This is a genomic window from Shewanella woodyi ATCC 51908 (genome assembly GCF_000019525.1).
Taxonomy (GTDB): domain Bacteria; phylum Pseudomonadota; class Gammaproteobacteria; order Enterobacterales; family Shewanellaceae; genus Shewanella; species Shewanella woodyi.
In genome coordinates this window covers 5,596,848-5,613,586 of the sequence record NC_010506.1, presented here as the reverse complement: position 1 = coordinate 5,613,586, position 16,739 = coordinate 5,596,848, and the positions used below count along the sequence as shown (strand labels likewise).

At 41.6% G+C, this 16,739-nt stretch carries 17 protein-coding genes; 5 read left to right on the top strand and 12 right to left on the bottom strand.

The annotated features are described in order from the left end of the window. Positions 1-335: 335 nt before the first annotated feature. From typA to SWOO_RS23795, 4 genes are all read left to right on the top strand, one after another. Entirely contained in the window at positions 336-2,147 is a 1,812-nt protein-coding gene (typA, locus tag SWOO_RS23810; protein WP_012327216.1) for a translational GTPase TypA, read from the top strand. Positions 2,148-2,514: 367 nt separating this feature from the next. Further along, entirely contained in the window at positions 2,515-3,729 is a 1,215-nt protein-coding gene (locus tag SWOO_RS23805; RefSeq protein WP_229377272.1) for an ATP-binding protein, read from the top strand. Positions 3,730-3,731: 2 nt separating this feature from the next. Continuing rightward, entirely contained in the window at positions 3,732-4,190 is a 459-nt protein-coding gene (locus SWOO_RS25675) for a hypothetical protein (RefSeq protein ID WP_012327214.1), read from the top strand. 2 nt (positions 4,191-4,192) lie between these two features. Beyond that, a complete protein-coding gene (locus SWOO_RS23795; RefSeq protein ID WP_012327213.1) occupies positions 4,193-5,128 on the top strand; it encodes a tetratricopeptide repeat protein in 936 nt (311 codons plus the stop codon). Positions 5,129-5,241: 113 nt separating this feature from the next. Here the strand turns inward: SWOO_RS23795 and SWOO_RS23790 are convergent, their stop codons facing one another. After that, positions 5,242-5,469: a hypothetical protein gene (locus SWOO_RS23790; protein ID WP_012327212.1), complete on the bottom strand. Its 228-nt coding sequence runs from the start codon at positions 5,467-5,469 to the stop codon at positions 5,242-5,244. 163 nt (positions 5,470-5,632) lie between these two features. Between SWOO_RS23790 and pdxY the strand changes: the two genes are divergently transcribed. Then, entirely contained in the window at positions 5,633-6,496 is an 864-nt protein-coding gene (gene pdxY, locus SWOO_RS23785) for a pyridoxal kinase PdxY (RefSeq protein WP_012327211.1), read from the top strand. Positions 6,497-7,005: 509 nt separating this feature from the next. Here the strand turns inward: pdxY and SWOO_RS23775 are convergent. From SWOO_RS23775 to SWOO_RS23720, 11 genes are all read right to left on the bottom strand, one after another. Beyond that, on the bottom strand, positions 7,006-7,401 hold the full coding sequence (locus SWOO_RS23775; RefSeq protein ID WP_012327209.1) for a hypothetical protein: 396 nt from the start codon (positions 7,399-7,401) through the stop codon (positions 7,006-7,008). A gap of 5 nt (positions 7,402-7,406) precedes the next feature. After that, a complete protein-coding gene (locus SWOO_RS23770; protein WP_012327208.1) occupies positions 7,407-9,008 on the bottom strand; it encodes a S41 family peptidase in 1,602 nt (533 codons plus the stop codon). 616 nt (positions 9,009-9,624) lie between these two features. Further along, positions 9,625-10,155, bottom strand: coding sequence for a GNAT family N-acetyltransferase (locus SWOO_RS23760; RefSeq protein WP_012327207.1), 531 nt, complete (start codon positions 10,153-10,155; stop codon positions 9,625-9,627). Continuing rightward, the gene (locus SWOO_RS23755) at positions 10,152-10,421 is read right to left on the bottom strand and encodes a type II toxin-antitoxin system TacA family antitoxin (RefSeq protein ID WP_005423939.1); all 270 of its coding nucleotides are present in this window, start codon (positions 10,419-10,421) and stop codon (positions 10,152-10,154) included. The genes SWOO_RS23760 and SWOO_RS23755 overlap by 4 nt, the downstream gene beginning before the upstream one ends. A 159-nt stretch (positions 10,422-10,580) precedes the next feature. Continuing rightward, a complete protein-coding gene (locus SWOO_RS23750; RefSeq protein ID WP_012327206.1) occupies positions 10,581-11,555 on the bottom strand; it encodes a hypothetical protein in 975 nt (324 codons plus the stop codon). A gap of 68 nt (positions 11,556-11,623) precedes the next feature. Beyond that, entirely contained in the window at positions 11,624-12,499 is an 876-nt protein-coding gene (locus tag SWOO_RS23745; protein ID WP_012327205.1) for a toll/interleukin-1 receptor domain-containing protein, read from the bottom strand. 329 nt (positions 12,500-12,828) lie between these two features. Beyond that, positions 12,829-13,566 carry a hypothetical protein gene (locus SWOO_RS23740; protein ID WP_012327204.1) on the bottom strand — a complete coding sequence of 246 codons (738 nt, stop codon included), beginning with the start codon at positions 13,564-13,566 and terminating at the stop codon, positions 12,829-12,831. A 151-nt stretch (positions 13,567-13,717) separates the two neighbouring features. Continuing rightward, on the bottom strand, positions 13,718-14,758 hold the full coding sequence (locus SWOO_RS23735) for an AAA family ATPase (RefSeq protein WP_012327203.1): 1,041 nt from the start codon (positions 14,756-14,758) through the stop codon (positions 13,718-13,720). Then, complete coding sequence (locus tag SWOO_RS23730; protein ID WP_012327202.1) at positions 14,755-15,132, bottom strand: hypothetical protein; 378 nt, start codon at positions 15,130-15,132, stop codon at positions 14,755-14,757. Before SWOO_RS23730 ends, SWOO_RS23735 begins: the two co-directional genes overlap by 4 nt. 1,006 nt (positions 15,133-16,138) lie before the next feature. After that, positions 16,139-16,366: a DUF350 domain-containing protein gene (locus SWOO_RS23725; RefSeq protein WP_012327201.1), complete on the bottom strand. Its 228-nt coding sequence runs from the start codon at positions 16,364-16,366 to the stop codon at positions 16,139-16,141. A gap of 1 nt (position 16,367) precedes the next feature. Continuing rightward, positions 16,368-16,613, bottom strand: coding sequence for a hypothetical protein (locus tag SWOO_RS23720; protein ID WP_041417841.1), 246 nt, complete (start codon positions 16,611-16,613; stop codon positions 16,368-16,370). Positions 16,614-16,739 lie beyond the last annotated feature (126 nt).

Genomic DNA, 16,739 nt, shown 5'->3' with positions numbered 1-16,739 from the left:
CTTTTATTTTTAATTTAATTAGCGCTTATCGCGATTCTGACAATCAATAAGCCAGAGTCGTGCCATTTTTATAACTAATTGATTGTAATGATAACTCTTGAAGCTTGTGTTTTAGGGAGGAGAAGTTTTGCACTAGTTTGGTGCGTTGTTTGCCCGATAATGGTGCGCTCACCATCCTGGTGCGGATGAAATAAAACTGACTATTCATAGCTGACTAAAAAATAATCCTGTGCGAGAGCCCTCCGCTAGAGTAGAATGGCACGTTTTTTATTGCAACAGCTATTATTTGAGCTGTTACAAATACCCCCTATATTTTGATGGTAAGAGGTTTATCTGTGTTAGAGAATTTACGTAACATCGCCATTATTGCACACGTTGACCATGGTAAAACTACCCTAGTTGATAAGTTGCTGGCGCAGTCCGGAACCCTTGAGACTCGAGGAGAGGCCACTGAGCGGGTGATGGATTCGAACGATCTTGAAAAGGAGCGTGGGATCACGATTCTGGCAAAGAATACTGCCATCAAGTGGAACGACTACCGCATCAACATCGTGGATACTCCTGGTCACGCCGATTTCGGTGGTGAAGTTGAGCGTGTTCTTTCTATGGTTGATTCAGTACTGCTTCTTGTTGACGCGGTTGATGGCCCAATGCCACAGACTCGCTTTGTAACTAAGAAAGCATTTGCTCAAGGCCTTAAGCCTATTGTTGTTATCAACAAGATTGACCGTCCAGGTGCTCGCCCTGACTGGGTTATCGATCAAGTATTCGATCTGTTTGATAACTTAGGCGCGACTGATGAGCAGTTAGATTTCCCAATCGTTTATGCTTCAGCGCTAAACGGTTTTGCTTCTCTTGATCCAGAAACAACAGAGGGTGATATGACACCTCTGTTTGAAACGATCATCGAGAAAGTTTCATCTCCTGATGCTGATGCAGAAGGTGATTTCCAGATGCAAATTTCGCAGCTGGACTACAACTCATACGTAGGTGTTATCGGTGTTGGTCGTATCAAGCGCGGTAGTGTTAAGACTAACCAGCAAGTGACTATCATTGATGCTGAAGGTAACAAGCGTAACGGTAAAATGGGCCAAGTATTAGGTTACATGGGTCTAGAGCGTCACGAAGTTTCTGAAGCAAATGCTGGTGACATCGTTGCGATTACTGGTCTTGGTCAGTTAAAGATTTCTGACACTGTTTGTGCAACAACTACTGTTGAAGCGCTACCTCCATTGTCTGTTGATGAACCAACACTAACAATGACTTTCCAGGTAAACACCTCTCCATTCGCGGGTAAAGAAGGTAAGTACGTGACGTCACGTAACATCCTTGAGCGTCTAGAGCAGGAGCTTGTTCACAACGTAGCACTACGTGTTGAAGAGACTGACAGCCCAGATCGTTTCCGCGTATCAGGCCGTGGTGAGCTTCACCTATCTATCTTGATTGAAAACATGCGTCGTGAAGGTTACGAGTTAGCCGTTTCTCGTCCAGAAGTTATCATGAAAGAGATTGATGGCGAGATGTGTGAGCCGTTCGAAACACTAACTGTTGACGTTCAAGAGGAACACCAAGGTACAGTGATCGAGAAGCTTGGTACTCGTAAGGGTGACATGAAAGATATGCAGCTAGATGGTAAGGGTCGTGTACGTATCGACTTCGTTATCCCTAGCCGTGGTCTAATCGGTTTCCAAACTGAATTCATGACAGCGACTTCTGGTACTGGTCTTATCTACCACTCATTTGACCACTACGGTCCAGTGAAAGGTGGCGATATCGGTCAACGTGCACGTGGTGTACTGATCTCTAACGCTACTGGTAAAGCACTAACCTTCGCACTATTCGGTCTACAAGAGCGTGGTCGTCTATTCATTACTCACGCTGCTGAAGTATATGAAGGTCAAGTGGTTGGTCTACACGCACGTGCTAACGACCTAACAGTTAACTGTTTGAAAGGTAAGCAGCTAACTAACATGCGTGCATCTGGTACTGATGAAGCACAGGTACTAACTCCACATATCGAAATGACACTTGAGCAAGCGCTTGAGTTTATCGATGATGATGAGCTAGTAGAAGTAACGCCACAGAACATCCGTGTTCGTAAGCGTTTCTTGACTGAAAACGAGCGTAAGCGTCATAACCGCAAGTAATCGTTTCGCTTCAGCTCCATGAGCTAAGTATTTGAAGGCCCTGAACATGAAGATGTTCAGGGCTTTTTTATGTAGATTCTATTCATTAAAAGTAGTTTTAACTATTCCCGTTTTACTTCATTTTCTAAAGGCCAGAGTATTTACATTATAGATTTTTGATTGAAGAGAGTGGCTTCCATTAGCGTAGTAAATCAGCGACAATCAGAATGATGATGGATATTCACTCACTATTTTGGTCATTATGGATAATAACTATATCAACTCAATGGAACAGGCGTTGAGCTTGTCACCAGACAACTTCATCTTGCGGATCACATTGATTCAAGCTCTATATGAACATCAGCAACTCTCAACAGCTTTAAGTTTGTTGAAGGAGGTTGAGAGCTGTCAAGTTGAGCAGGAGCTGCACCAGATCCTTGCGGCAAAGATCTTTATTGAAAGTGGAGATGGCGAAAATGCACTCCTATTTTTGTCTAGTAACTTGCCTGAAGTTAAAATACTTAAAGCCAAGGCATATCAGATTCTTAATGAATTCTCATTAGCTCGTGAATTTTATGTTGAAGCGGTTAAAGAAAATTCGTCACTTGAAGATATTGATTTTGCAAGAGAGCTTAGAGTTGCGAAAGATGCTCTAGACAATAGCAAGAGAATAAAGCTGACGGTGGTAGCTAATGATGATACCGATGCGGTAGAAGTTACTCGATTGATAAAGCCTAGAGAGGAAGTGATATCCTTTTCGGAGGTAGGTGGGTTAGCTGATGTAAAAAAACAGATTCGGAAAAAAATTATCACTCCTTTTCAAAAGCCCTCGCTTTTTCAAAGATTTAAAAAGAAAGTAGGTGGTGGTATTTTACTCTTTGGTCCTCCTGGTTGTGGGAAAACATTGTTAGCTCGAGCGACTGCTGGTGAGTGTAATGCCACATTTATTAATGTGGTTATTTCTGACATTCTCGATATGTATATCGGTGAGTCTGAAAAGAAGCTTCACGCTATTTTTGAGCAGGCTAGGCAAAATACCCCCTCTGTAATATTTTTTGACGAGATAGAGAGCCTTGCTGCTAAGCGTCAGCATACTCGCGAAGCAACCTCTGCAAAATTAGTCAGTCAGTTTTTATCTGAGCTTGATGGATTTGCTCAAAATAATCACGGTGTACTAATTCTAGGGGCTACCAATGTTCCATGGGCACTTGATCCAGCATTTAGGCGCCCAGGACGTTTTGATCGTGTTGTATTTATTGCTCCGCCAGATGTAGATGCACGTACCGATATTTTGAAAGGATTATTGAAAGATCGTCCGGGTGGAGAAAGCGTAGATGCCCAAAAAATTGCACGACTCACTAGTGGGTTTTCCGGTGCAGATCTGATGAACTTAGTTGAAACCGCGGTTGATGAGGCTATCGACCATTCAATTGAAAGTGGAGAAGAGGTACCACTTAATCAGACTTTCGTGAAAGAAGCTTTAAAAGAGGTTAATCCAACTACTCTTGAGTGGCTTACTATGGCACGTAACTATGCTAAGTATGCTAATGATTCTGGACAGTACAATGAAGTGCTGGCTTTTTTGCGTAAACATGGAAAGTAGATATGGCTAGCTATCAAATTATTGATGAACCCAGAGCAGGTAGGTTATCGAACTATACCGTTAATCCAATGTGGCCTTTACTGTCTGCAATGCTCGGAGGGCCAGTTTTTAGTTGGTTATGGTATTTATTTAATAGCTTTGCTTTAAATGGCCCAAATCGATTAAAGGAGATACTAACAATCTTTGTTGCATTTGCAGCTTTTATTGGTGTCTATCAGTTTGGGGCATCGTTTTGGAATTCAGGTTATTTTGTTGATGCAAATGTACGTTATTTTTATCTATTTGGTATCACTGTACAGTTTGTTTTTAGTTACATTCTTCTTGTTTTGCAAAGTGATAGTTTTGAACTGTATGAGCACTTTAATGGACATGTAGCAAGTCCGGTTATCGGTTTTGTTCTGGCATTTGTGATAGGAAAGCCGTTGCAGCTTTTTTTAGTGAATTTAGTGTGGGGAGGATAAGCATGGACAGCAACGTATCCATTAGTCAACTAATTGATAGTGCCGAACAACACTTTCAATTTGGTGCTTACACTAGAGGGATAGAATGTTTAAGGGAGGCATTATCTTTAGAGCCTGATAATGGCTTCTTACATAGTTATCTTTCATTTGCACTCATAGAAACAAAGCGCCGTACAGCAGCGCTGTATGAAGCTGAAATTGGGCTGTCGTTATCGCCAGACTCTTCATATGGACACTATACATTAGGTTACGCTTACTTAGTAAATCAGAAGTTTGCTTTGGCAAGTGAGCATTTAGATAATGCCATTGAGCGTGAGCCTGACAATGCAATGTATCACTTGCTTAAAAGTCGTATATTTTTTCAACAGAATAAATACCAAGAGGCACTTAAAACGATTAAACATGCGTTAGAGTTAGCCCCTAACAATTGTGACGTTTTAACTGAGTATGGAGATATTTTGCTTCAGTTAGGTAAAGTTGATGAAGCGGCAGAGTTTTATCAAAACGCGTTACAGCGAGGGCCTCAAAATATTAACGGCCTAATTGGTATGGGCACAGTTTTATTGAAAAAAAACCAAGTTCAAGAAGCAAGAGAACATGCTATCTGGGCGCTTCAGCAGGCCCCTGACTATGCTCCTGCACTACGGCTTTTTACTCAGATAAAAGCGAGAAGTAATCCTGTTATGGGAGTTTGGTGGCGTTTAAATAATTGGCTATCAAATGGTAGTAATACCCGAATGGTTGTGCTTCTTATATCAGGTTTTTTACTGTTTCAGGTTGCTTCAATTGTGCTTGAAGATCTTGGCCATAAAAGTGTTGGTGAGGTAGTCTCAATGTTCTGGCTTGGTATTGTGATCTACAGCTGGATTGGACCTGCTTGGTTTAATCGAATGCTAAAAAAGGAGTTAGAGACCGTTAGTTTAGATAAGGCATTTTAGCTATATGACAAGGTCAATACTATAAACCTTTAGTGATTCGTCACAAGCCGATTACGTTGGTGAATACTAATTTAGCGTAAGAGTAATACCAATCAGTATAAAGGTTTGATCGCTCAGCTAGAATTTAGCGGTCCTGAGGCAAGGTCTTTAATTGCTCCTGCATTAATGACATTCACCACATCCATGTGGTTTGCAACGAGTGAAGAGCATAGTGAAACTAGGGTTAAGCTCCCTCTTTGCTTATAAAAAGTCGCAGTATCAGTACCGCTAAAAATCGCCTGTAAGGAGTGTTTTTGGCTGCCTACTTCTGCGTTGAATGAACTCACAAGGGAAACAACCATTCTATCCTCCATTCGCCTTGAATTAGTTTGCCAAAAAACACTCTGAGTAGATCAACTTCTTATACTGACTGGTATAATATCTCTGAAAATCTTAGGTGGTTGTTAACTGACAGCTATTAAGTACCTCCATTATTACTCGTTAACAGAATTAAAGGTTGTGACCATGAAGCGGATCCTATCCATTCAATCCCATGTGGTATTTGGCTGTGCCGGCAACAGTAGCGCAGTATTTCCTATGCGTCGTCTCGGCATGGAAGTGTGGCCGATCAATACGGTGCAGTTCTCTAACCACACTCAATATGCACAAGGATGGAAAGGCATGGTTATGCCGTCAGGGCAGATCACCGAATTAGTGCAGGGCTTAGATAACATTGGTGAGCTGAAAACCTGTGATGCCATTTTAAGTGGTTATCTGGGAAGTGCAGAGCAAGGGGGTGAAATAGTTGCTGCAGTGAAACAGCTAAAAGCAGTCAATCCTCAGGCGATCTATTTTTGCGATCCTGTTATGGGGCACCCAGAGAAGGGCTGTATAGTCGCACCTGGTGTGCAGGAGTTTCTTAAAACCCAAGCCTTGGCCGCTGCCGATATTATTGCGCCTAATTTATTGGAGTTAGAGACCCTGACTGACAGCAGCTTGCAGACACTTGATGAGGTGGTACAGGCTTGTGAAAGCCTGCTCAAAACAGGCGTTGAGATGATACTGGTGAAACACCTTGCTAAGGCTGCCACCAATCAAGAGCAGTTTGAGATGTTGCTGGTGGACAAGAGCGGCAGCTACTTAGTCTCCCGTCCGCTGTATGAGTTTGACAAGCAACCCGTCGGTGTGGGCGACCTTATCAGTGGCCTAATGCTAGCTAACTTGCAAGCTGGCTACAGCGCTGTTGAGGCGTTTGAGCGCACTAATGCCTCAGTGGATGCTGTATTACTGGAAACCTTCAATCAAGGTGCCTATGAGTTGCAACTGATACGTGCGCAGAGTGCAATTGCATCACCAGTGATTAAAGAGCGTGCTCAAAAGATAGGGTAAATACGCTGCCATATTAAACCTGAGTGCTTCCTTAGATTCAGGTTAATTTGTTGTGGGGGATTACTCAGATAGAAAGAGTCCTACTATTAAAGTTAACATGGCCAGTGCGCATACCAGAACATAGCTGCCGACAAGAATAATAGCGAATTCTGCAATGAGCCTCTGCCAAGTAAATGTAATATCAACACCGATATAGCCCATTTTTACCAAAATAAATCGACCCAAAATAGTCAAAAGTGTTAATGGGATTGCAATAAGGCTGGTGAAAAAAAAATAATGCTGAAAGGTAAAGTTAATGCTGAACAAAATAAGCTATCCTCCCTATTTTCATGTTATTGATTAAACTCAAGTAATCTTATTAGTTGGGTTTATTTGGCAGCTTTAGTATTGGGTAAGACTACTAATACCGTTTCTGTATTGTATTTATTGCGGGCTAACGATTCAAACTGTTAGCCCACATTCGTCGATAGTGCGTTCATCTCCCCTTTTCGTATCGGCTAATTCAAGCACTACTCGGCTTTACATTGGGTATGGGTGAGGGGGGCACTGCGATGGTTATCGGCATCAGTGACAAAACATATCTCAGCGCTTATCCACAGCTGCACCGTTTGCGGTAACTCGAAATTACGCCCCATAATCAATTGACCATTTGGAGCTTTATGAGGTGAACGTTCAAGCGATAAACGACTACTGCGAGTAAACGCATCATCGGCAATGGTGACCCGCTCTATCTTGAGTAAACTTGCGATAGCCGCTTCTAACTCCGCGATACTCTCTGGGCTAGGAGCACTGACCAATGCGGGTAACGGTGCGGGTTGCTGACTATCGTCGGCTTGTAGGCTACACCCCATTAAGAGTAATGGGGTGAGGCTTAGTAGCGTCTTTACGAGATTTGATCTCTTCATGATCACTATTTTACCTGAGTTAAGATACGGTTATTGAACAATACATTTTGCATTCGGGTGTCTTGTAGCATAAAGCCTTGGTCAATAAATTGCGGCTTAGGTGCGCTTTTAGCCATTGCTGCACTGACAGCTGGACAGCGATTATTGTCGCGATAAAACAGTGCTGCCGATAGCATGGCTTCATTAACATCACCTAAAGGCTTGGAGAAATCATCGCCAATGTCACAGCCTGAGATCTCGCTGGCTAAAGTAGGGCTGGTGCTAGGAATAAACCCATCAGAGTAGTCGCCAAACCCTTTATTGTTCTCCCCTTTAAATTGAATAGTGAAGTAGGTGGTGCCGCAGTTGGGAGTTGGGTAAAAGCCATAGGGCTTACCACATGTTGTGTCACCGATTTGAATAACCTCAATATCAATTCCGCGCAAACCGTTCATTAGGGCTTCACTGGCTGAGCAGGTGTCACTCGTGGTCAGCACATAGAGACGATTTAAGTTGAGTGATGGTAGTGCTTGCCCCGCACCAAGTAAGTCAGTGTTAAAGCCGATACTCTCATCGATAAAAGGCATTGGTGCTAATGCTTCGCCAGTAACCGGGTTGGTGTTTGGGTATTTATTGTTAAAGGTGCTGCGCTCAAAAATACGGTTTTGGGTGGCCTGTTCACCTGCAATCATATAGCCTAACTGGCTGGCAAGAGCGAGTAGCCCACCACCGTTATAACGCAGATCGAGTACAAGGTCGTTCACATTGTTGCTGCGAAGGCTAGTTATTGCATCGACGAGACCACGCTCTGCTGTCGCAATATGTGAATTAAATTGGATGTAGCCCACGGTACCGTTATCCGTTGGAATAAGGTCAACGTTTTGCACGGGTGTTGACATCACTGTCTGCGCACTTAGGGTGACATCGCGGGTTTGGCTGGCACCGAGATCGAGCAGTGTAAAGCGAGTTTGTTGTCCGTTGCTTTCGGGGAAAAGGCCTTGATTGAGCTGGCTAATACTTGCACTGTCATTGGCATCTTTAACACTGACACCATTGATGCTGACTATGACTGCACCGCGTTCAATATTGGCAGAGGTCGCCGGGGAGTTAGGCTCTGTATAGGTGACGGTGATTTTTCTGTCTACACTGGCACTAGCTTGCTGTAGATGAAAGTTCAGGCCGTAACCGACTGAAGCGCCAGATTGATTAAGCTGCTCCCACTCAGCGGTTGACATGGAGAAGTGGAATTTATCTTTCTCATTCCCAGTCTCAGAAAGCTCAGTGGTTTTTAAGATGTCGAAGTACTCGCTAACGCTATAAGGCGCTGGGTCATTATCTGGGATCTCGCTGTACCAGAGGTAAGTGTCATTGCTCCACGAACGTAGCCATAGTTTCTCATTCAACGCTGAGCCTGTGCTATTGGCCACACATTGATTCGCAAGGTTTGGGTAAGGAGTAAACTCTCCCTCGACCCAGGTTAGCGTACTACCACCAGAGCCCGAACCAATAGAGCCACCGCCTGTATTACCTGAATTTGTTTCATCGACTAACCCGCCACCACTGCAACCCGCTAGAAGCAGGCTTGAGACGATAACAGTACTTAACACACTCGTGGAGAGTAACTTCATAAATAATCCTTTATTATTAGACTCTTAATTTGTAGATGAAAATCATAACTAGACAATACTGAACATTAACATAACTATAACCCTGTAGGTTATCAATACTCTAGCTACCACTAAATTCTTTTCGAACAGAGGCTGTGAAAGTATGGATTTCATCTGACGGGTTTTGGCGGGGGTAAGCCATTTTTGAACAAAAACTTGCTGACTTGCCTGATAGCAAGTTCCAAGTCTCTTTTTGATTGGGTTCATTGGACGAGTTTGGTTTTTGGTTATTGTCAGTTAAGCATGGCTTTATTGATGTTTATTGCCTGCAGCATGCTTTCTTGTATACGATGACAAACAACATCCTTGTTTAACTGCCAGCTCGGCATCCGAGCCTCTCGTTCGAAGAGTATCACTTCGTGATACCTCGCCATGTCATCGAAGCTCACTGCTGCATCTACACCTGAATGTTTATCACTTCGATTGATATTTATGTTGTAACTCATTTCTGGACAGAAATGCGTTAGAGCAGGGAGTCTAAAGTTGGATCGTGGGATTAGTAAATGTATGGGTATCAGTTAAAGTTTACACTGACCCTGCATATCTTTTGATGCATTTGTTATATTCACTCTTTCGTTTAAGTAAATAACTGACCGACTGTTTTCATCGGAATGAACATTCTTACACGGCCGTTGATTTCACAAAGAACTTCGAAACCATATTTTGCGTAAAATGACTCTGCTTGCTCAGTTAAACAATCAACAACAATGGAATAAGCTCTCATATGAGAGTTAATTTCCCAAAGATATTCTAGGGCTTTGATTAAGCTAACTTTACCTAATCCACTGCCATGAAATTCTTTATGAACTGCCAGTTGAGCTAAAAGGAAAACAGGAATGGGATAGCGCGGTAATTTTTTAGCCATCGCTTGTGGCAACGTATCACGGCTAATTGAACTTGGCGCGATGCTATAAAACGAACAAATTGGATATTTTTGATTTGGTAGTGGCACAGAAGCAGGTAAAACCATAGTGCGGCTAATACCTGCTTGCATATGTTTAGCTGCTTGAGTTTGGATAAAGTCGTTTAGCTCTTTTTCGCCACAGTCAAATGATGCTCTATCGTGTTGTGATTTATCCAATTCTTTAAAAGTCTTGGCATAACTCACTTAAATTCACCACTTTTAGTAAATGCCGCAGCTTCGAGTAATGCTTTATTCGGAGCCTTAGCCTCGTCACAAGCAATCATGAATTGGTCAAATACATTTGCTTCAACAGTGATGCTTTCATGTTCAGAAATCACCTGAGTTGAATCTTCGTCCATTAAACGAACAACGTATTCAGTTAAACTTTTTAAACCAAGTAAAGCTGAAGCTTTCTCAGCCTTAGCTTTGATTTCTTCATCCAAACGGATATCAAGTCTTGCAGTAGCCATAAAACCTCCAATTGTACGGAGTAATTCCGTAATTAACTTGAGTATAAGATTTAAACAATCAAATCGCAACTTGTACGGAGATAGTACGGACTTGATTTTTAAGCTTTGTGAATATAACGCCGCATTCAGCAGCGCCGTGGCGTCGGCTAGAATGCTTTGTTATGCGTTATCAGTAAACACATCCGCATACCGTTGCTCGTCTATATAATCGAGTATTGAACGGTTTTCGTGAGTTTCTTTGGCACACCGACTCTCCGTTTCCTTGTCGGTGTAATCATCTGGATACCAGGTATAGCCCATTGGTGTTTCATCAATAATGAGTTTTGGAAATACTCCTCCAGAGGACAATTCCGCCATCTTTTCTGAATCTAGGTTGTAACCGTCAAATGTTAAATCGAGCTTCTTGTAGCAGACTCTAGTTATACCTTTGAATTGATATCGAGAGCGCCAATACCCCCAATCCCATTGAGTTGAAGTAGGGATATACTTCATGACTAACCTGTCATCAATTTTAAATGCAGGTATGACTATCAATAGATTGACATCTTGAGGACGCTCGCCACCACTATCTAATTCTTTGACATCTTTATAGGCAATAACTCTCATAGAGCTATGGTGTTGCTCTTTCAGATCCTTTAAAAGTCTAAGTAAGCTATGTTCATTCTTATAGTAATTTTTTGTATCGTAGATATAGTTCCCGTTTGCTTCTAACCAGTCTCTTCGAATATTAAATATTGAACAGAACCAATCGATTAGATCGGGAGTTAACTTTTCAATAAGCTTATCCTTATTGGCTAACTCTACAAGGGATATCCCAAACTTTTCTGGGATGCATCTAGGTATTTCATTGAGATGAACACCATGAGATTCAAAAACTTCCAAAAAACGTTCCGCCAACTTAAATACGGGATTTACTTCCGGAGTTTTTTCTTCTTCTGCAACCTCAAAAGTATTATCGCTTTCTTCAATTGTCGGTGAAGCTTCAGTCTCCTGCTTATCGTTGGATTTCTTCACTTGGAGAGTAATGGCTGTTAGCAATGATGCAACAAAAGCCACAATAGGCTCAAAATCAGGAGCTTCAATGGTCCATATGGCGGCTATAAAGACTACTGACCATGCAAGTATTTTCGTCAAACTTCAATTCTCCTTACGCATAACGCCGCATTCAGCGGTTTATCCGCTGCAATGCTTTGTTATGCGATTTACATTCCATAGTATTTGGAACTAAATGCTACGGTGAGCGGTTCTCCATCACCAAGGCATGAGACACTGACTTTGAGCTTTCTTCTATGGTCATAGTAGGTGTGATAATGGGTCTTCTTCCTTTCTAAATCAAGTTCCGTCAATCCAATACTCAAAGCACCAAGGACTGGCTCAGAGTCGAATTCTTGATTTTGGTAATGCGGAGCAGTGGCTTTCAGATCAACTTCTACATAGCTAATAAAGTTTCCTTCAGCCTCTAGGAGCATTCTACAATCATCATTTTCGACGATAATGTTACCTACAGAGTTCGCAGCGGCTCCAACCTCTGCTTCAGCCTTGTGGATGGGCATCCCCATATACTGAAATGGCCTGTGGAAAGGTTTTGACATTAGAGGCAAACTTTTCAAGAAAGCTTTATCTAGCGCAGTACCAAGACTGTTTGAGCTTCTTTCAGAGTTCATAACACTTTTATTGAAGACCAAACCGATACTGTTAATGAGTATTCTAAATGAGTCTTCGTACTGAGCTTCGTTCTGAAAGTCCCCATACAGTTTCCCAACCAGAAATCCGGGAAGCTCGCACTCTTTAAGCAGAATCGGGAGTACTTTAATAGGCTTTCCGTTTATCTGTTGATTCATAGCAACATCAAGCTCATTCACGACCCAAGGTGCTTCAACAGAATTAGGAGATAAGACAACGGCGAAGAAGTCTACAGAATCAATACCTTCTCGTATTTTCTGTATCAGTGAATCGCCTATTTTCATTTCCGCTTCATCAAGCCAATAACGAACACCATGGCTTTCCAAGTCTCTCGCAAGCTTTCTTATAAAATCCTTGTCGCTATGGTTATGACTTAAAAACACGCTTATCGTCATCGAAAATTTTCCTTTATTCGCATAACGAGCCTGTAGAATTTCTCTTCTAGAAAAAATAGGCTCAAAAATGATAAAAATTAAGTCCCAAAACGCGGAGCTACGTGAATTCTGAGGCGGTATACTTCTAAACAATTGCTTTTACGCTTTCTCCGAACGTAAATTTCATTCATCATTTCAGCTTGGGAATAATTCTACAGCCTCAACGCCCAATTAAGTAGTGAGCAACGCTGCCACCTAACTAAACCATTTTGCCGTAGACACTAAAGCTGATTCAAACCAAAAGTGCCAAGTGTTGCGAATCTGCTTGAATTGATTGTTAGTTGTTTGGCTCACAGAAAATGCAATAACAAACGTCCAATAGAGTTAACCAAATCTCGACTATAGATAGCTAGCCATTTATTAGCATCATGATCAAAGTGTGAATCACTAAAGCTATTTCTAGAGTTTGCAATTGCACTGGTAAGTGTAGAAATACTTGTCACCATTTGAACTGGATAACTACCTACTGCTGAGAGCTTTGAATCAATGTCTGTTCGAACCAACTTGGACAACGGTATTAAGTCAGTGACATTGCTGCTAGCTGGAACATGTTTCTGAACATAGGATTTATACAACCCCTCCAGACACGTGTATGCCAAAGTCATTGCATTGTTGTAGTTTGCCGTATCTATTGCATTGTCAATTTTAGACAGTGTCGAATTGAGCTTATCAGAACTCCACTGATGGTTTGGAATAGTAGCCTTGGGAACAGGGTTACCGTTACCAAACATATATGCTCGAAGATCTTGAGCTTCAGTTGGACAATGTGGCTCGACAATATCTATAAAGCCACGAAACACTTCGAATCGTGTTGATTCATCGAGATTTTGGAGAATGTCCCAGTAAAAATCTCGACGAGTTGTACTCTGTTTCAGCCTGTTTCTTTCTTCAATGTAGAGCGAATAATCTGGCAAGCCACGGTCAAACTGTTGAACGACCTTAATGAAGGCTGAGCCACTATGGTAAGCAGGTGAGCCTGTTTTATCCAACATACTAAACAAACGACTATAAGCAGATATCCACTGCATTCAATACTTCCTCTTAAAACAACTAACGCCGCATTAAGGTGTGAGCAACGCTGCCACCAAGCCTAAACCATAGCGCCATAAACACGAAACCCAACGATGGAATGAAAAATGCCATGCGTTGGGAATCACTCTTAAATGCTTTGTTATATCTCTATCGTTTCCGTTTGAGTAAAAGGTACATAGAAGAAAATACACCCGATATACCAATAACTAATGCGAGACTCTGACTAGTACCAAATTCATTCCAAAATACAGATAAACCTTTTGCACCAAATATGCCGTAGGATAAGCCAATTATTGTAATCATTAAGCTATAAACGAATACCACCCTATCTTTCAAGCTAATAAACTGAAGTCGCTCTTCCAACCTCTCACTACCAATAAGGTTAATTCTATTTTCAGTCACCGGTTTATTAAGCTGAAGTTTGGACGACAGGTTATTCCATGCACGAGCTAAGGCTGACTTGTATAATGTTCGGCTGATATCATCCCAAAAGTAAGCTGTACCGAAGCTTTCCATCACATCCATATCGAATGGAACTTTACCCAAATAGTCAATTCCTCGAGATGCCAAGTCATTTTCAGATCTTATTCCACGAGCTTTATTTGTTAGTCTGAAGATAGGAACATTAGCGTCCTGCTCCAATTGCTTAACCAAGTTATCGGATGTTATTTTTGAAATATCATCCTCTTCTTCAATACACAACGTAATATCAGATAAAAAGTGTGTAGCAGAAATCAATTCATCATAGCCAGCACGACTATCGAATATAATAAAATCATATCCTTTATCAAGACGCTTTAGCATTGACGAGATAATTTCTCTAGCTTCTTGCTTGTCATCCGGCATGATATCTTTAAAATTTAGGACTTCATCTACTCTGGTAACTGATGGAATAACATCAAAAGAACGATAACGTTCATTCGAAAACTTGGATTTCCCAGAAACCTCTACATCACCTTTGTCAATGAAATATTCAGCCACCGACATTTTGTCTTCTTGAGTTAACTGAATTGTCTCTTTTCTATGAAAATATAACAGTGAGGTTAAACCTCGAACAAAAACATCAAGATCAACAACTAAAACAGAGTAACCCTCATTCCCAAGGATATCAGCTAGCACTGCTGTAAGGAGCGTTTTTCCCGTACCACCTTTACCACTAACTACGTTAATGACTTTTGCACTACTCATGCGCTAGCACTCCCTTTTCTATATATAAAGACACCAAAAAAACCAGCTTGAAGAAAAAGACCAATGATAATTGCTGATGGGACAATCGCCATGAGTTTGGTGTACTCAATGCTCATTGAGCCATATTCAACTATATAGATCGGTAGTGCGACCACGGCATAGAGGAGCGCACCAAGCGAGATTTTACCCAACATGGTATTTAGATAAGTTTTTGTGGCATCTTGGTCACTAAAATAGGTAAATATCATAAAAAATATGAGATGCCCACTCACGCCACATAACACTGTTAAACCGAACAGAACTGGACTTTCTAAGAGGTAACTTATCCCCTTTTGAATCAGTTCATCCGGCACTTCAATATTCAATTTAGGCACCTGTCATCGAAAAAAATCAATTTTATCATGTAATTATAAGTATGCAACTTGAGATATAACATTTGTATATACGGCTTGCGCGTTTTGCCAAGTTCTCTTGGGAAAGCGTGCACGGGCATCAACACTATATACCTCATTAATACAACGTATTGAGACATGCATAGCTAAATTGTATCCAATACACTCTAGGACAAAACTTAGTCGCACACTTTGCTTTCCTGCTATCTCAGCAACTCAAGCTCGCACGCTTTCATCCAACTGAATTTACGCCTCTTTATCTTTTCACTCAATAGCAAACCGTGAACTGATTGCGCAAAACTTAGAGATAAACCGCACAAAACCAATACTACTGTATAAAATACAAGCACTGGTTAACTAAAAGGTTGTCGCTAGCTAGACGGAACCCATACCTTTCCGACTGATGAGAAAAAGTATTACAAAGAGGTCAGTGCTGCATAGGGTAAATTACTGACACTAATGCATAAAGAGATAAAGCCAAATCGAAGAGACTCATGAACTGGTGTAAGTGAGCTCGAGGACTTCGATTTCAAGGATGAAATCGCAGAGCGCCCAAGGATGGGTTTACAGCGTACCGAGAGATTACTTACACATAAGTACGCTGCAAGCGATAGGTAACCATGAAGGTACGATCTTCAAACACACCACCAAATAACAAAACAACTGAATATTGATCAAGAAATGTAATCAGCCTTCATTCGAAGGCTAGCAAGTTTTGGGACAAAAATCAGTTGTGTTTTCCTACCTAGTAAAGCTAAATCGAAGAAAAAATTACCAAGTGTAGGTGCGGCTGCGAGCTTCGACTTCAGGGATGAAGTCGTAGAGCGTATAGGGATATATTCACAGCGTCTCGCAGAAGTAGCTACACATTCCCCGCTGGAGGCGATAGATCACAATGAAGGTATGACCTTCAACAACGTAACCAAATACCAACTCAGATAAAAATTAATATATAAAAATGTAACTAGCCTTCATTTGAAGGCTAGCTTCAACTCATTGCTGATGACACCACCACACCAATGAATAACAAGATCACAGATTGGAAGATGGCGACGGCGATATTGCCGTTCTTGATCTCTTGAATAAAGTCGACATCTTTGAAGATAAAGCGGTCGATAACGACCAGTGCGATAACGCTAATAAATAGGCTTAATACAGCGTAGCCTAAGTTAATTAGCATAAAGATGACGTTCTGCTCTAGGGAGGTGATTTCCATATTATTTCTCAATGTTGAATGGGGTTGAAGGTTGTTTGTGCCAGCCGATGGCCCATGCTGAAATGGGGTCAATGGTGGCGTATTTTATGTCTCTGCTGTAGTAGTTCATGATATCGGTGACAGCGTAATCTTTAGACTCAGCGATGTTATAGAGATCTTTGGCGCCAAAGAGGTGTAATACTTCATGGGCTTGTACTTGAGGTCGGGCCCAGCCAAGTCTGGTATTGTTGATATTCTCAGTTAACATCACATATTCATATTGGCATTGATAAAGTCGGCTGCCTGCAGGGCAGCTCATCGCAAAAGAGCGACCGTCATAATTGGAGTGAAAGACGATGGCGACTTGGCTGTTTTTATTCTCCCCTTTGATATC

What these genes read in the sequence shown, in the direction of transcription:
- SWOO_RS23755 (WP_005423939.1), bottom strand. Translation starts at nt 10,421, where the DNA reads ATGGCTACTGCAAGACTTGATATCCGTTTGGATGAAGAAATCAAAGCT.
- SWOO_RS23775 (WP_012327209.1), bottom strand. Translation starts at nt 7,401, where the DNA reads ATGAAGAGATCAAATCTCGTAAAGACGCTACTAAGCCTCACCCCATTA.
- SWOO_RS25675 (WP_012327214.1), top strand. Translation starts at nt 3,732, where the DNA reads ATGGCTAGCTATCAAATTATTGATGAACCCAGAGCAGGTAGGTTATCG.
- SWOO_RS23790 (WP_012327212.1), bottom strand. Translation starts at nt 5,469, where the DNA reads ATGGTTGTTTCCCTTGTGAGTTCATTCAACGCAGAAGTAGGCAGCCAA.
- SWOO_RS23795 (WP_012327213.1), top strand. Translation starts at nt 4,193, where the DNA reads ATGGACAGCAACGTATCCATTAGTCAACTAATTGATAGTGCCGAACAA.
- SWOO_RS23725 (WP_012327201.1), bottom strand. Translation starts at nt 16,366, where the DNA reads ATGGAAATCACCTCCCTAGAGCAGAACGTCATCTTTATGCTAATTAAC.
- pdxY (WP_012327211.1), top strand. Translation starts at nt 5,633, where the DNA reads ATGAAGCGGATCCTATCCATTCAATCCCATGTGGTATTTGGCTGTGCC.
- SWOO_RS23745 (WP_012327205.1), bottom strand. Translation starts at nt 12,499, where the DNA reads ATGACGATAAGCGTGTTTTTAAGTCATAACCATAGCGACAAGGATTTT.
- SWOO_RS23735 (WP_012327203.1), bottom strand. Translation starts at nt 14,758, where the DNA reads ATGAGTAGTGCAAAAGTCATTAACGTAGTTAGTGGTAAAGGTGGTACG.
- SWOO_RS23740 (WP_012327204.1), bottom strand. Translation starts at nt 13,566, where the DNA reads ATGCAGTGGATATCTGCTTATAGTCGTTTGTTTAGTATGTTGGATAAA.
- SWOO_RS23770 (WP_012327208.1), bottom strand. Translation starts at nt 9,008, where the DNA reads ATGAAGTTACTCTCCACGAGTGTGTTAAGTACTGTTATCGTCTCAAGC.
- SWOO_RS23720 (WP_041417841.1), bottom strand. Translation starts at nt 16,613, where the DNA reads ATGTTAACTGAGAATATCAACAATACCAGACTTGGCTGGGCCCGACCT.